The following is a 15814-nucleotide window of genomic DNA, read 5'->3' as shown; positions in this document are numbered from 1 at the left end:
TACAAAAAACAAAACCAAAATAAAATTTGGTTGAATTATGAAATAAATTTGCTTTTAAACACAGTTCGTCACTTGTGCTTTGCAGATCATCAGAAGTCTCTGACTTCTAAAAAAGTATAAAAGAATTTTAGATTGGATTAGATCAAGCGGTACCGTTGAATTAGGGCGGTGCTGCACCTCCAAAAAAAAACAAAAATATGAAACCAATTATTTCCCTTTTTATCAAAATTGGAGCTGTACTATTATGGTCATTATCAGCCCAAGCACAACAAAAATCAGCACAAGACTGGATCAATATCCTACAAGATCACCAAGCTAAAGAAGTGATGGTGATTGCTCACAGAGGCGATTGGAGAAATGCTCCGGAAAACTCTTTGCAAGCCATCGAAAACTGCATTAAAATGGGAGTGGCTGTAGCAGAGATTGATATTCAAAGATCCAAAGATGGGCATTTTGTATTGATGCACGATAAAACCATCAACCGTACTACAAACGGAAAAGGCAAAGTTGAAAACTATACATTAGCGGAGCTTAAAGCCTTTTACTTAAAAGACGGATTAGGAGTCCCACAGCCTGTTTACACGATTCCAACATTAGAAGATGCTTTAAAAACTTCGAAAGGAAAAATTCTATTGAACTTGGATAAAGCCGACAGATGGTTGGAGGAAGTTTTGGCTTTAGTGGACCGAATGGAAATGCGAGATCATTGTATTTTCAAATCCTCAAAACCTTATGCAGAAGTAAAGGCACAAATGGGAGATGAATTAGAAAAAGTATGGTTTATGCCAATCGTTCGCCCATCTAACCCTAATGTGATGCAAGACATCAAAGAATACCAAGAGAAGATCAAGCCTGTTGCCTTTGAGGTATGTTTTCCAGAATACAATCAAGCCACTCAAGATATCTTCAATGCAGTAAAACAAGGCAATGGAAAAGTATGGATCAACTCACTTTGGGATTTCTTAAGTGGGGGACATTCCGACGAAAGAGCCATGGTTGAAGGCAAAGACGAAACGTGGGGTTGGATTTTGGAACAAGGAGCGACCATGATCCAAACAGACCGTCCAGAAGCATTAATCCAATACATCAAAAACGAAAAACAAAATGAAGAACTATAAATTATATATCACTTTTGCATTGACTCTAGCTTTAGGATCATGCAATGTAAAGCAAAGTCAGGCACCACTTCAAGAAGCAAAAGTAGCGTCGCCAATTGCTTCAAAAAACAGAGCTGAAAAGATCTTAGACAAGATTAAAAATCCTACAAAAGATTATGTATTAGCCGTTGCCCACCGTGGAGATTGGAGGTACGCACCAGAAAACAGTCTATTGAGTATTCAGCGTTGCATTGATTTAGGAATTGATATTGTTGAACTTGATTTCCGTTTGACAAAAGACGGTCATTTGGTGGCGATGCATGATTACACTGTTGATAGAACAACAACCGGAAAAGGAAAGGTTTCTGATATGACATTGGCAGAGGTTAAGGCTTTACGATTGAAAAGTAATTGTGGCATCCGTTATTCCCGTCAGCAAGTGCCTACTTTGGAAGAAGTGATGGAACTTTGTAAAGGGAAAATCATGGTCAATTTGGATAAAACCGAAGGAGAAACTGTACAAGAAGCTTATGATGTTTTAAAGAAAACAGGGACGGTAAACCAAGGTATTTTTAAAGGGGATGATTCTATCGAATTTATGCGTGAGAAGTATGGCTCATTGATGGACAGCATCATCTATTTCCCTAAAGTATGGCCTAGAACAAAAGACAAAACAGCTTTTATCGCTAATTATAATAGAGAAATTGCACCGATCGGTTATGAAATGATTTTTGACGAGGAAGATTGCTTTATCACAGAGGAAATCAAAAGAATGAATCAACAAGGAATCACAGTTCAAACGTGTGCATTGTGGGATGACCTTGTGGCAGGGCATAATGATGAGAGAGTATTGATTGAAGGACCCGATGCCGCTTGGGGTTGGTTGATCGACAATGGAACCAACGCTTTAATGACTGATCGTCCAGAAGAATTGATTAAGTATTTAGAAGAAAGAGGAGTAAGAAACTTGTAATGAGGTGTATTATTGAAAGTGAGTCAACCCCAGTGATGGGGTTGGCTATTTTGTATATTTTATTCTACAATCAGCGTTTTCTTATTCTTAATGAGTTCAATAGCAAACTCTTTTCTTGAGTTTTTACCCGATAAATAATCCTCTCTGTGATTGGTGACAGTATAATCTGGTATAACGCCATATCCTTCCTTTTCAGGATTTACATTGATCTGAAAATGTACTGTTGGAATGCTTACTTCTATTTTTGAATGAGGCAACTTTACATACTCTGAATAGCCACTAACATTCCCTTGGTAAGTACCTCCCGTTTCTTCACCAATAAAGATACCTCTATTGGTCATACGCACTAGACTAGAAAATTCCGCTCCACCTGAAAAAGTCAACCCACTCGTCAATACATAAACTTTGCCTTTAAATAGGAGTGATGGGTCTGGTTTTTTATAACCCAAATTGGAATAATAATCACTCCATAAAGTAAAGTCACCCCTATAGCCTAAACCGTCTTTGAAAGCCCATTTATCTTCAATAATCCCTTCATCATTCTTGTTTTTCTGATAAGGCTTATCCATCATAGTAACACGTTTATATTTTTGTATTACACTATCCGATAAATAACTAAATAGTAGGTTCTCATTTCCTTCCTCACCACCACCATTATGTTGAACATCTATTATAAGATGAGTGATGTTTAGAGAATCGATTTTATGAAAACTAGAGCGGTAAAAAGACTCAAAATCTGTCGCACTTTTATCAAAACTTGGGACACTAAGATAGGCGATGGAGTCATTAACTTGTTCAAATACAAACTCCTCATAATCATAGTCGTGTTCCTCAAACTGCTTGTTCTTTCCTTTAAATTTAGTAAGTCGTAGAGAAGACAATACAAGATCCACTTTTTTATTATTTACACCTTCAACTTCAAGCTTAAACTCTGAAAATGCACCATATTCTATTCGATAGAGCAAAGAAAAGATCACACCTGCAATCCATTCCTTTCTTGCCGTTTCATTAAACCCATCGGTAGGTAATAAGGTGTATATATTTTTTAGAATTTCATGAATCTCAACACCATTAATTTTCAGAATTTTGGCTCCCAGAAGTTCCTTTGGAATGGGCTTTCCGAAATTTTGCGTCAGCACTAAATTGTTGTCCAGTACCATTACCCCAATGGGTAAAATAGTATTCGACAAACCTAATTTAATCATCTCCTTTTTGGGCAATGAAATTGAAGTATGTGCCTCATTGGTTAATCCAATCACGCATCTTAGTTTTTGGTAGAAATCAAGCTTCGTTAGAGGTTCATGAATAGTATTCCGAATGCTATCTAACGCCAAATTGACCTGACTACTATCGACATATTGATAGAGCCCTTGATGTTGGAGTTTTAATTCAGTAATTAGAAAGTCGAAATCTTCATGTATTTTATCTACTGATAAAGTTCTCTGACCGACTACAGTGAGACTGATTGTACAAAGTAAAAATGAAAGAATTGATCGTAACATATTTAATAATAGTTTAGTTTTATAAAGTACTATTTAGCTATGAGTGTGTCTCGCAGGACATTATGTTTGGAAGTTATAAAAGCTGAGGTAGACTCATTTATTAACAAATATAGAAAAAGAATTTGATTTTTAACGTTTAGAGATTTATGAAAGAATAAGAGTCTAGTACAGTACAAGGGTTCTTTTTGGGATTCGAAAAAAGAATCAAGCTTAAGCTCAATCCTTATTCATGATAATAGATTCCTGCTGAACGTGTACTTGTTTTACAGCTTATGAATAATCATATAAAAGAGGGCATTACTCTTCCTTCACTCTTTGTTTTTAATTCCTCATTCGTAACTCTTTCCAACCACTTTTCTGCGAAATTCCTTTGGTGTCTTCCCTTTTTATTTTTAAATAACTGGCTGAAATACTGCTGATATTCAAAACCTAAATTGAATGTTCAGTTTTTTATAACCAATGGATTTATGTAGTTCTGAAATAGAATTGATTTTACAAAATGAACTCATATAACTTTAGAAGTTTTGTAAATCCACCATCCAGCAAAAATAAAAGCAAATTGAAAAACTAACCGTATAGTTGTCAGCGGTTGGGGCCCTACAATAGGAACATCACGAAACATATCCCAAATGTGCAATGGTAGAAAAGTGATCATTAAAGCCATAAATGACAGCCCGCCCCATTTTCTGTATTTCGGTATCAATAATAAAATGGCGGTTGTAAATTCTGTTATTGTAGCCAGTATATTCCCCAATGAAACCGGAATAAATGAAGGAATCATGGGTGCATAAAACCCTGGAGACATAATATGTGCGACTGCACTTAGTAGTAATATGACTGCTAAAATGATAGATAATGTTTTTTTCATGCTCTAAACAAAAGTATTCAATACTAATTCCAAATATAGTTTTGCAATTACCGTCTTAAAAAAGTGAACAATAGACCACCCTATTCATTTAAATAATTTCTTCAATTGAATTAGAAGGAATTTCTATTGATTATTTCAATGCATATAACATAGATTACAAATTAATGGTTAGAGAGATAGTACTATTCCCTCACAACAACTTCTTCTTTCTATTTATGAAATTAAACGAATATTAAATTTAGGAGCAACAACTTCATTAGCAATTTGTTAATGAGGTTGTTTTAAATCCTATTTCATCTTTATATTAGCAAAATCAAAGAATTCCATCAAGGTATTTTCCTTTCCGTTAGTGAAAATTTAAAAGAGAGTGTGAATAAGATATATTTCAAACATGCTCTATTGTTTTCAGCTTTCTTTTGCAACTGCAATTTTTTTATCTCAAATTTTTGGAATACTTATTTTTAAAAAGGGAAAAATGAAAAATAAATTAAGACTACTTATACTGATCCCATTTCTATTTTTGGGAATTCAATTAAACGGGCAGGATATATCTACTCAGAAGAAACCAAAAAAATTAGAGGTACTTACTCAAGATGCAGTCCTCAAAACAGACCGTATTACGATTACTTTAGGAGCCGATGGAAAATTCAAATCACTGACAACAAGTAATGGAAATGAAATCTTAAATTCACGCAACACAAAAGGTTTCTTTCTGGATCTTCCCAAAAGAGGAAAAGTTGATTTTACAAGCGTTTATCAAAAGGACGATAACTTTGTTTTTGTAACGGAAGACAAACAATTTTATGCTACTTTCAGCATTCAAGCAAAACCCACTTATGTAGCGTTTACATTGAAAGATTTTTATGGCGACCTTCCGGTAGGATCTACTTTAGAGTGTATGATTGCATCGAATGAAAAAATGAAAGGCTTGTCCTATGATTATGCCGGTATTGAAAAAAGTGTTGGTCCTAAGATGAATTTCCATATTGCGATAGAGCATCTTTGGGAAAGATACAAAGGTAATTCTTTAGGTGGTTTCATTTATTATTACAATTCAAGCCCTGAAGCAGAGGACGAAAGTATTATCAGAGCATGGGGTGAAGAAAATATACCGCACCCTGTAGTAGAAGGAGAGTGGAATTATGAGAGAGCGAAAAAGTGGTTGGCAGATTGGCAAGTGATGTTTGCAGATCAATCTGTGATGTATATTGCTCCTCAAGTGATCGATGAATTACCTTTCTACGAGAAATATTTTGAGATGACGGGTGTGACAACTATCAATTTATTTACAAACATCTGGCATGGCGGATTCTGGCCAAGAGATAAACCCAACTGGGCCGTAGATGGTATTTTCGGAAATCAGGAGAAATTACGAAAGTTTTCATTAGAGCAAAGAGAGAAAGGACGTAGTGTCAATCTTCACTATGTAAGTGGTGGTATTGGCGTAAACGATCCGTTATATGTAAAGCCTAATTTATCAGAAGATTTAGCTTCATGGGTAGACGGTACTTTGGAGGAGAGCCTATTTGAAGAAAGTAATGTTATTTATTTTAAGCCAAAAGAAAGCTGGTATAAGCTACCAAAGGATTTTACGACAAAGAAACAATTGGTAGGTTTTCTTTCGGAACCGTCACGTCCTTTTATGAAATTTGATTATGTGAAAATTGATAATGAATTGATCAAAGTATCAAAGGTAGAGGCAGGGGAAAATGGTACTTGGAAGTTTTATATCAAAAACAGAAAAGCGAAAAATACTGTCAAAAGAAATCATACCAAAGGAGCAGTTGTCAAAGGAATGGTGTTGCCTTATAATGTGGTCTATATACCAGAAAATAACTCTGAATTATTCAAAACAGTAGCAATAAATTACGCTTCTTTATTGAATGATTGTCAGATTTCTAACACATCTTTTGATGGTGCTGAAATTCATGATTATGATGGGAAATGGGGTTTTAGAAAATTTGCCCAAATCGTATATGAAAACTTAGATCACCCTGTTGTGACACGTACTTCTTATGGAAAAGAGCCTGATTCAGGTTTTATAGAATACAGATTAAATCAGACGAAAAAGTTCCTTACTTCTCCTGTAGGTGACCATAACCACGCAAGAGCATCGTTACGTTTGGAAAGAAAAAGCCGTACACACAAGAGTGAATTAAGAGGTGCTTCTAATCTTTTAGCCGCACACTTTATGTTGAGTACTCAAGCCGCTTATAATGGTAGAAACTTTTCTGTATTACGTCCAGACCCAATGTTTGGTATTACTTTGGAAGACTTGGATGCTTATGGCAGATCGGAAGAATTGTTGAAATTATTACCGAAATGGAAAGATGTAAGCCGTAAGCTGACGCAAAATCAAAGAGAAAAGATGCTTTCTACCCACCAAAGGTATAAAGGAAGATTGGCATCTGAGATTGGATATGAATTAAGAGAAACGGATACGGAGTATTTGATTTATCCTATTCAGATGATGGCACAAAGCAAAGAAGCCATCAAGGAAGATTTGAAAAAAGACCCGCCAATTCAGCTTTTCCATATGAAGCAGGAAGACGGTATGTTTACACCAAAAGCGAATTTATTCTTTGGTGAAACGAAGTTTATGAGCAACAAATATGAAGCTCAAGCACCACAATTTATCATCAGAGTGATGATGGGAGAAGGGGAATTAGTCCATCCAATGCTTCAGGTTGGCAAATCGAAATTGATTGTCAAAGCTCGACTTCAGTTGAAGAACAACGAGACACAATATGTGGAATACAGGGGAGGTGAAAAGGCTAAAGTTTATGATAAGAACTGGAACCTGAAAGAAGAGGTGAATGCAAAAGTGAAAGGAAATTTTTTAGCCAAAAAAGGAGAAAATATCGTGATGCTTTTATCAAAAAATCACTCTAATGTTAAAGCTGAGTTATTATTATTCACAGAAGGAGAACCAATCAAAGTTTCTAAAAGTGCTGCTTTAGTCTGGTAAGATAATTTGCTATTTTTAGATCATTCAAAACGATTACAGATACCAACGTCAAGTAGTACTTGAGTGTGTATTGATTAGGAGAAGTCAGTTCAATAAAACGGTGGAATAAAGCCCTTTTTGGTTTTAACTTTTTTGATTTCAGATGAAATGATATAAAAACGCAAAAGAAAGATCATTATCAGATGTCTTTTTTATAAAAGTGTAAATTTTTGAAAGATATAGAACGCTTTTTTGCGCGAAATTGCAATCAGTAAAAAGGTCAAAACTGAAAGTGATCGATGAAGTCAAACTTTTGATTTCGGAAGAATAACAAAAATGAAATGAAATTGAAAAAGTACTATATAACAAGGGTGAAACGAGAACATCATTCCTATTTCATATCATAGGACTTTCTGATTTTTTTATCTTAAATAACAAGCAATAATTAAAAAGTATACTTATGAAGTTGAGAAATTTTTTATTATCAGCTATTACTATTTTGTTAGTATGGGGATGCGGTAATACGAAGTTAGAAGGAGACCAGGCATCGGTGGCTAACCATTCTGCAAAAGCCAAATTATTTAGAGAGAGGTTAGAAAAATCTCCTTCAGTATTAGATGATAAAGACGGAAATGTAATACCGTCGTCTGACTACAAATTATCAAGAAAATGGGAAGGTAACATTTGTAAAACGGTTTTAACCAATACAAGTGACAAAGTAATTAACCCTAAAGAAGTTATCATTTTTGCATTAGAGAAGCACGGTATCAACCCTGAGTCTCCCGTGTATGGCGAAGGTTTTCAGATGTTGCATCAAAACGGTGGTACATTAGCGAAGCACGAAAACAGAGGTTCAAACTCTGATAAGGATCACTACAGAATGAAGGAATTGAGAAATATTCCTACAGTTTACGGCTTATTGAACATCAATGTAGATGAGGAAGAAAACTTTATGTTAGGTTTTACTTCTTGTGAAAAATTCATTGGTCGTATTGCTTATGACCAAAAGCAAATGTTGATCGCTGTTGATGCGGAAGGTTTGGCATTAGCTCCAGGAGAAAGCTGGAACCTAGAAGATTTTATCTTTATTGATGGTGAAAACCAAGGTGATTTATACGATGAAATGTCGGATGAAATTGTAAAAAATCACCCTGCAATGAAGAGCGAAAAAATGCCTATCGGATGGTGTTCATGGTACTGCTACAAAGAAGATATCACAGATGAAATCATGATGAAAAACCTGGATATCTTCGCAAAGAAAGTTCCTGAAATGGAGTACATTCAGTTAGACGACGGTTACCAACCGTATATGGGTGATTGGTTAGATCCAAATCCTGCTTACGGCGATGTTAGAAAAACAATTGACGGTATTGCCGCTAGAGGTTTCAAACCTGCAATTTGGGTAGCGCCATTTATTGCTCAAAAAGAATCAAGAGTATTCAAAGAGCATCCAGATTGGTTCGTAAAAGGAAAAGATGGGAAACCATTGAACTCTAGTTCGGTAACATTTGGTGGTTGGAGAGAAGGTCCTTGGTACTGTTTAGATGGTACTCATCCAGAAGTACAAGCACATTTAACGCATGTGATCAAAACAATGCGTGAAGAGTGGGGTGTAAACTACTTCAAACTAGATGCTAACTACTGGGGTGCGATCCAAGATGGTGCATTCTATGACAAATCAGCCACTCGTATTGAGGCATATAGAAGAGGGATGGAAGCGATCTTAAAAGGATGTGATGACCAATCTGTAGTATTAGGATGTAACGCTCCTATCTGGCCTTCATTAGGCTTGGTAACTGCACAACGTACATCTGCAGATATCAACAGAAAATGGTCGAACTTCAGAAAATTAGCCATCCAAAACTTAAGCCGTTGCTGGCAAAACGAAAAGGTATGGGATGCAGATCCTGACTGTATCGTACAAACTGCAGACAGCCCATTTGGCGGTAATCCTAAAGAAATTACAAAAGACGAATGGTTCTTCCATTTAACTTCAATTCATGCTGTAGGTGGCTTCTCATTAGGCAGTGATAAAGCGGAGTTAATGACAGATGAGGATTTCAAAATCTTAAAGAAATTATTAAAGCCTACGGGTAAAGGTGCCAAGTTCAAAAACTCAAAATTAGAGGTTGGTGTAACGGACTTAGGTGATACACAATATTACTATGTATTCAACTGGACGGAAGAGCCAATTGATATGGACGTAGAATTGATCAAAGGAGCTAAATTAACTGATTTCTGGACAGAGAAAGAAATCGGTGAATTCGAAGGGAAATATACTGTGAAGCAATTAGCACCTCACGCTGCCAAATTATTAGTGGCGACTAAAGCAGAAGGTCAATTAGGCAAATAATACAGATTTTCTAGGAACAGATTTATAATTTGTGATATTGGATTTTACCCCAGTGCTTATAGTGAGTGCTGGGGTGTTTTTTTATAAAAGAAATTTTGCTGAATGGATAAAGTGAATTCTGAATAAAATTGAAAAACTAAAGATGTGTATATACAGAAAACTCTACTATCTTTATATAAGAATCAAGGTTTTCAATATTTTTGCTAGAGTGCCTCAATAACTTGTGTTGTTATTAAACCTCTCATGGGAAGGTTTCAACTGTTGAAGTGTTTTAAATAATTTCTACTATTTTAGAATTGATTGGGATAACATATTAAGTACAAAAAAAGATTATGAAGAAACTTCCGATAGGTATACAGGACTTTCGTCAGCTTAGAGAAAGAAACGCTGTTTATATAGATAAAACAGGAATTATTCATCAATTGGTTGAAGAAAGTAAGTATTATTTCCTATCAAGACCAAGGCGGTTTGGAAAATCTTTGCTGATCAGTACACTAAATGAACTTTTTTCTGGAAGTAAAGACTTGTTTGAAGGTTTAATGATTGAAAATCAATGGGATTGGTCAATTACAAACCCTGTTATTAATTTACCTTTTGCTTTATTGAATTACCAAGAATTAGGGTTAAGAAAAGCATTAATTCATCGCTTAACTAAGATAGGAAAAGAATATAAAGTAACTCTAACAGCAACCAATCTAAAGGAACTATTTGAAGAATTAATTCTTGCTCTACATAAACAGTATGATGAAGTGGTCATATTGGTGGATGAGTACGATAAACCTATCATTGATTATATAGGTACTGAACTTGATTTAGCAGAACAAAACCAAAAAGTGATGAAGGAGTTTTATTCTGTATTGAAAGATTTAGATGGGAGTCTTCGTTTCGTATTCATAACAGGGGTTTCTAGGTTTGCAAAAGTGAGTATTTTTTCTGACCTGAATAATTTGAATGATATTACGCTCAAGAAACAATACAATACACTGGTAGGTTACACAGAGGAAGAAATAAAGCTTCATTTCCATGATCGAATACAATTATTGATGCGAGATGAAAATCTAAATTATGATGAGGTCATTGAAAAAATGAGGCTTTGGTATAATGGTTATAATTGGTTAGGAAAAGACAAATTATACAATCCATTCGGAGTTTTGAATCTTTTTGATGGATTGAGGTTTGCTAACTATTGGTTCGCAACAGCAACACCGTCTTTTTTGATTAATCTCTTAAAAGATAAAGTACTTTATAATGTTGATGATATTGAAATAGGAGAAAGCGTATTTGAGTCTTTTAGAATAGAAGATGATTATAATCCAATTTCTTTACTTTTTCAGACAGGGTATCTGACCATTAAAAAAGAGGATACTGAAACAGGTTTATTTACTTTAGGTTATCCTAATAAGGAAGTGAAAGTTGCTTTTATGCAACATCTTTTAGGTGCTTTTAGTGGAACGTACGCTGCTTCATCAGCCACTATGGTAGTTAATATTAAGAGGGCATTTGAGAGCAATTCCATTTCTGAAGTCATTCGACTTACGAATGTGATGTTGAAAAATCTCCCTTCTCATATCCACCCTAACTCGGAACCGTTTTACCATGCTGTCTTACATCTAACCTTTTATTATCTAGGAATTTTTATTGAGAGTGAAGTTAATATGTCTGATGCTAGAGCAGATGCTATTGTGAAAACAGGAACTCATATTTATTGCTTTGAGTTTAAATATGATCAATCAGCAGAAGAAGCTATGCAACAGATAAAAGATAAAGGTTATCTTGAAAAGTACGGTGCTGAACATAAGGACCTAATTGGAATAGCTGTGAACTTTTCAAGTAAGCAAAAGAAAATAGATAATTGGTTAATGGAACAGATTGGTTAGGGAATTTGGATAATATAGTTTTTTACTATTTCTCCAACCTATACACAGTAATCACCCTAAAGGTATAAGAATTCACGGTCACTCTGATATTGTGCTCCAAGTTGCTAATATAATAGTTCTTCCCTATCTTCACATAGTCTTTCTCATCAGTATTTTGAAGTACCTTCAAGAGCAAGTTTTCAATTTCATTTTTATTCAATGCTATGGAAAGTTTCTTATTGATTCTTCCATAGACAAGTTCAGTGTAACAGAGTATGTTAATAATTTCTTACTTCATTCTGATGACATTTAATAGATTATATTCCTCTGTCGCCCTTAAATGATTTCTTCATCACAGGATGTTCTTCCAAAGTAAAAGGCTGACAGAATTGAATACCCTCAAAAAGTTGTGCCGTTTTTTGATGGTCTTCTACTTTCTGCGGATCTTTAGAGACATCACCAAAGTTAGAATTGTGAGTATAATTAAGATTGTCACCATTTATTTCTAGTGCTACTACATCGCCATCTTCCACTTCCATAGTGACGTCTTTAAAATCTTTGATACTGAAAGTGATCTCTGAAGAAATATTGTGGAATTTATAAAGATAATGCTGATTAAGCGGACTGTATTGACCTTCAATATATCCTTCGCCAATAAAAGAATGATAAGTAATATCACCTACTTCTACAGGAATGTGAGGAGTAATCAGCACTTTCCCTTTTATCATGTCTGGCTGAATGCCAAGGAAATGCTGATACCAAACCCTAAGGTGTTCTGCATTAGACCAAGCTTGCAGATAAGTACCAGTAAGTTTTGGCCAAGGTGAATTGCTCCTTGGATAGCAATCCATATTTTCTCCAAGACCACCTACAACACCCATGGTCATGGCCTGTTCATTCATATTTTTAAATAGCTTGTAGGCCACCTCTTCCTGATTAGCCTCAATCATTCTTTGCATGGCTATACCATTCAACCATAGCCAAATTGTACCATTATGATAACCTTCATCTTTGTGGTAATTTTCCCAACTATGATGAAAAGGGTGAAAGTTTTCATCTTGACGGTTAAGAGAAGATACGCCCCAAGGGTAGACCAGTTCTTCCCAACAGATTTTCGTTGCATTCCATTTTAAAGATTTGTTGTCTGCAAGCTCATAAGTAAATAGTTGATTAGGTCTGATTTTGTAATCAGCTTTGTCATTTCTGTCCAGTCTATCAGCAATATAATTATGCTTTTGATCGATGAAATCTTTATTGAAATTTTCTTTCACTTTGTCTGCTACAGCCTGCCACTTTTCCTCTGACTTTTTATCTTTCATTACTTGAGCAAAATAAACACCAGCCATCAGTTGCTTATGCCATAAAGCTTGAATGTCGTTGGCTCTTGAACCTCTGGGAGAATAAGATAACTTGTCATAATTTCTTCTAGCATCCATCCATGTTTCATGATCATCATGCAATAGATAACCTTTTTCATCAGTCCAGTTTTTCAAGGCACCTTCAATACTTCTTTGCACTGTAGGGTAAAGTTCTTCTATTAAATATTGATCACCTGAGTAGAGTACATAATCATATAATTCACCAACAAATCGTGGTGTACCATCTGTAGTGTGATAATCAATATTGCTTGGGTTTACGATGTTAGGGACTCTACCGTAAAATTCAGATTCTTTATCCGTTTCTTGAAATTGACCGAAAGAACGTAAGATATTTTTAGCCCATTCAAACTGTCCTGTTACAAGCACTGCCCCCGGCATGGAAATAAACTCATCTCTTCCCCAATACTCATTAAACCAAGGTAAACCGGCATAAATTCCATAGCCTTGTTGCTCAGAAACTAGCTGATCCATAGTGATGACCATCCAGTTCATTGCATTTTGAAAATTAGTGTTTGTAGAGGTTAGAAAAGCATTTTTTAGAAGAAGGTTTTCCATTCTATTGATCCTATTATGTTTCCATTGCTGATGATGCTGTTGTGTTTCTAACAGAAGTTGCTGAGCATCTTCTATATCTTCACCGACGGCAATAAAGAAACCAGTTTTAGAGGAAGAAGAAATGATTTTTCTGTTCATTTTCATCAAAGAATTGCCTTTGCCTAACACTCCTATTACTTTACTACTTTCCATAGCTGAGAAGAAGGCCATATTGTCCTTTTTCTTTATAAACTTAATGTCTCCAAGTAGTTTTAATCCTAGTTTTTTCTGAGCATTTTTGACATCCACTTCCAATACATTTACATAGTCATGCATCCAGAAGGTTTCAACCATTCCATTCACATATAACCTTTTCATTTTATAAGGGTATACTTCAACCGTGCTTTCTGAAAAAGGAATATCTTGAGTGCCGTCTAGAAGTCGATAGCCTTGAAAAATTCGATTTTGAGCGATATTCAAACCTGCAAAAAAGGAAAACTCCTCGTGGTTATTTTCATGAGATTGAGTGAAGTAATAAGCTGATTCTTTATTAGCAAAAGAAATTTCTCTGTTTTCATTTTCATAGACCTCTACACGCATAGGGTCTAATATTTCACTTGAAATTTCGGTAGTTTGAGGCATGTTGTTACAGCCTATTAAGCAGAGAAATAGTAATTGGAAAAGATGTTTCATACGTTTTTTGTTGATCGCAAAGAGAATCTTCTTTAGGAATATAACAAAAACGTTAGATTACTTGCTGTTCTGAAAAATGAGATCTTCACCTTTTACCAATATTCATGATGAAATGCTACTTTCAGCTCTAATAATTACATTCCAAGAGTGAACAAATCTTTTACTTTATGGTATTGAAGTGTAGCTTTAATACAAGAGCGTAATGCATCTATTGGAATTTCTTGGTCTAAATCAAAAACAATAGCCCTCTTGCCTTCATACTGGAAAGTGGAGCCAAAAACGGATTGAAAAGTTTCCACCAAACGGCTGGAACATTGGAAGTACATTGCATATTGATCAGGAGTTTTACTTTTCCAGTCCATCCGTAAAGTACTCCCATGCTTAGTGACATAGCTAGGTTCTCCCCATTTTAATGTTTCTTCTAAAGAGGCCACATTTTCCATTTCTTCAGCAGTTTCAATTACCAATGTTCTAAGAAAATGCATTTTTTGTTTTACAGTGTTAGGGTAGTTTTCAAAAACCTGAAGTACAGCAGGATCAGATTTTAATTTAATAGTAGAAGCAGACATAATTTCCTTTTTCGTTCATTTAATTTTACATAACTTAAGTTATTGATAACAAGTAGTAAGCCAAAACAACTTATGGATTATTTTGTCTTTCTATTTAAATACTTTTGATAAAAATGACCCCACAAAAAACTATTTCTCCTTGGCCTGAATTAAATTTTTCAGATATGAAAGAGACATTGGCTACATTGCACCAATGGATTCAAATTGTTGGTAAAATCAGGTTGAAAACAATGCCTTGGCAAAATCATTCATGGCATGTCACTTTGTATATTTCCCCTACGGGTTTTACTACTCAAGGGATTCCGTATCAAGGCCGATTTTTCCAAATTGATTTTGATTTCGAAAAGCATCAATTACTTTTGAGTTCCACTGGGAAAACAACTCAGATTATTCCTTTGAAACACATGACTGTTGCTGATTTTTATAATTCGGTTTTTGAAAAACTAAACAACATAGATGTGGATGTGACCATACATGGAAGCCCTAATGAAATGGAACCCGCTATTCCTTTTAAGGAAAATACCACAAACAAAACCTATGAGCCTGAGCAAGCAGAAAAAATCTGGCAATCACTTTTGAAAGCCAATTGCCTTTTTCAGCAATTCAGAAGTGAGTATATCGGTAAATGCAGTCCAGTACATTTGTTTTGGGGTGCTTTTGATTTAGCGGTTACTCGTTTTTCAGGTAGTGACGCTCCATTACATCAAGGAGGAATGCCTAACATGCCTTTGGAAGTGATGCAGGAAGCTTATTCTAAAGAGGTGAGTAGTGCAGGTTTTTGGTTGGGATCAGAAGATTTTCCCGTACCTTCTTTTTATGCTTACGCTTATCCTGTAGCACCCGATTTTGGGACTCAGAAAGTGGCACCAGCTCAAGCTTTTTACAGTGAGGAAATGGGAGAGTTTTTCTTGAAGTATGAAGATGTGCAACAAGCTGAAGACCCAGACGGAATGTTGTTATCTTTTTTACAATCCACCTATGAAGCAGCTGCCAATACTTCAAAATGGGATAGGGGAAGCTTAGAGCGATAAAATGAATTTGGA

11 protein-coding genes are annotated in these 15814 nt (G+C 35.3%); 6 read left to right on the top strand and 5 right to left on the bottom strand.

Going from position 1 to position 15814, the window contains the following annotated elements:
- Nucleotides 1–197: 197 nt before the first annotated feature.
- Nucleotides 198–1118 carry a glycerophosphodiester phosphodiesterase family protein gene (locus tag HHU12_RS25370; RefSeq protein ID WP_169659537.1) on the top strand — a complete coding sequence of 307 codons (921 nt, stop codon included), beginning with the start codon at nt 198–200 and terminating at the stop codon, nt 1116–1118.
- Entirely contained in the window at nt 1105–2070 is a 966-nt protein-coding gene (locus HHU12_RS25365; RefSeq protein ID WP_169659536.1) for a glycerophosphodiester phosphodiesterase family protein, read from the top strand. The genes HHU12_RS25370 and HHU12_RS25365 overlap by 14 nt, the downstream gene beginning before the upstream one ends.
- Nucleotides 2071–2129: 59 nt before the next feature.
- On the opposite strand, the gene HHU12_RS25360 is transcribed toward HHU12_RS25365, so the two are convergent.
- Nucleotides 2130–3572: a S41 family peptidase gene (locus HHU12_RS25360; protein ID WP_169659535.1), complete on the bottom strand. Its 1443-nt coding sequence runs from the start codon at nt 3570–3572 to the stop codon at nt 2130–2132.
- A 505-nt stretch (nt 3573–4077) separates the two neighbouring features.
- Nucleotides 4078–4440, bottom strand: coding sequence for a DoxX family protein (locus HHU12_RS25355; RefSeq protein ID WP_169659534.1), 363 nt, complete (start codon nt 4438–4440; stop codon nt 4078–4080).
- A gap of 475 nt (nt 4441–4915) precedes the next feature.
- Between HHU12_RS25355 and HHU12_RS25350 the strand changes: the two genes are divergently transcribed.
- The 3 genes from HHU12_RS25350 to HHU12_RS25340 all read left to right on the top strand — a co-directional run bounded on the left by HHU12_RS25350 (nt 4916) and on the right by HHU12_RS25340 (nt 11617).
- On the top strand, nt 4916–7408 hold the full coding sequence (locus HHU12_RS25350; RefSeq protein ID WP_169659533.1) for a hypothetical protein: 2493 nt from the start codon (nt 4916–4918) through the stop codon (nt 7406–7408).
- A 439-nt stretch (nt 7409–7847) separates the two neighbouring features.
- Nucleotides 7848–9740, top strand: a complete 1893-nt coding sequence (locus HHU12_RS25345) for a glycoside hydrolase family 36 protein (protein WP_169659532.1) — start codon at nt 7848–7850, stop codon at nt 9738–9740.
- Between the two features lie 332 nt (nt 9741–10072).
- Nucleotides 10073–11617: an ATP-binding protein gene (locus tag HHU12_RS25340; protein WP_169659531.1), complete on the top strand. Its 1545-nt coding sequence runs from the start codon at nt 10073–10075 to the stop codon at nt 11615–11617.
- Between the two features lie 25 nt (nt 11618–11642).
- Here HHU12_RS25340 and HHU12_RS35955 read toward each other — a convergent pair whose 3' ends face one another.
- From HHU12_RS35955 to HHU12_RS25325, 3 genes are all read right to left on the bottom strand, one after another.
- Nucleotides 11643–11873 carry a DUF3781 domain-containing protein gene (locus tag HHU12_RS35955; RefSeq protein WP_394353207.1) on the bottom strand — a complete coding sequence of 77 codons (231 nt, stop codon included), beginning with the start codon at nt 11871–11873 and terminating at the stop codon, nt 11643–11645.
- A gap of 40 nt (nt 11874–11913) precedes the next feature.
- Entirely contained in the window at nt 11914–14202 is a 2289-nt protein-coding gene (locus HHU12_RS25330; RefSeq protein WP_169659530.1) for an amylo-alpha-1,6-glucosidase, read from the bottom strand.
- A 134-nt stretch (nt 14203–14336) separates the two neighbouring features.
- On the bottom strand, nt 14337–14771 hold the full coding sequence (locus HHU12_RS25325) for a DUF1801 domain-containing protein (RefSeq protein WP_169659529.1): 435 nt from the start codon (nt 14769–14771) through the stop codon (nt 14337–14339).
- 113 nt (nt 14772–14884) lie between these two features.
- Between HHU12_RS25325 and HHU12_RS25320 the strand changes: the two genes are divergently transcribed.
- On the top strand, nt 14885–15802 hold the full coding sequence (locus tag HHU12_RS25320; RefSeq protein ID WP_169659528.1) for a DUF5996 family protein: 918 nt from the start codon (nt 14885–14887) through the stop codon (nt 15800–15802).
- Nucleotides 15803–15814 lie beyond the last annotated feature (12 nt).

It is taken from the genome of Flammeovirga aprica JL-4, from assembly GCF_012844305.1.
Classification (GTDB): domain Bacteria; phylum Bacteroidota; class Bacteroidia; order Cytophagales; family Flammeovirgaceae; genus Flammeovirga; species Flammeovirga aprica.
Note: the sequence above shows the minus strand (reverse complement) of the source record. Positions and strands in the feature narration are given on the sequence as shown.